General features: G+C 40.7%; 1 protein-coding gene. It reads left to right on the plus strand.

The features are described 5' to 3' along the window. The coding region (gene ribA / locus R7R24_RS29975; protein ID WP_318120625.1) for a GTP cyclohydrolase II RibA at positions 1-421 on the plus strand (421 nt) is incomplete at its 5' end. Positions 422-536 lie beyond the last annotated feature (115 nt).

Genomic DNA, 536 nt, shown 5'->3' on the forward strand with positions numbered 1-536 from the left:
TGGCGATGTTTTCCACTCATCTCGCTGTGACTGCGGTGAGCAGTTAGAAGAAACGATCCAACGTATGGGCGAATCTGGCGGCGTGATCCTTTACCTTCGCCAAGAGGGCCGTGGTATCGGTTTGTACAACAAGATTGATGCGTATCGTCTGCAAAGCCAGGGGATGAACACTTACGAAGCAAACAACCATTTAGGCTTTGATGATGATTTAAGAGACTTCACAGAAGCGGCACAAATGTTAGAAGCGTTAGGTATCAAGAAAATTCGTCTTGTGACCAATAACCCTAAGAAAATCCGTGAATTAGCGGAATACGGAATTGAGATTGTCGAAGTTGTCAATACTTCGGCGCACATTAAAGATGGTAATGAAAACTATCTTAGAGCGAAAGTTTCTCACGGCAAACATAACCTAAAGGTTTAATCCTAAAGAGAAAATTGTCAATTATGAATGTTAAAAGCCTCACAGTGATGAGGCTTTTTTTGTATCTGGAGTTGCAAATAAATTGTAAATTTGTATTATCTCGTGACTAAAAGTG

The sequence above is a fragment of the Vibrio sp. 704 genome (assembly GCF_033339295.1).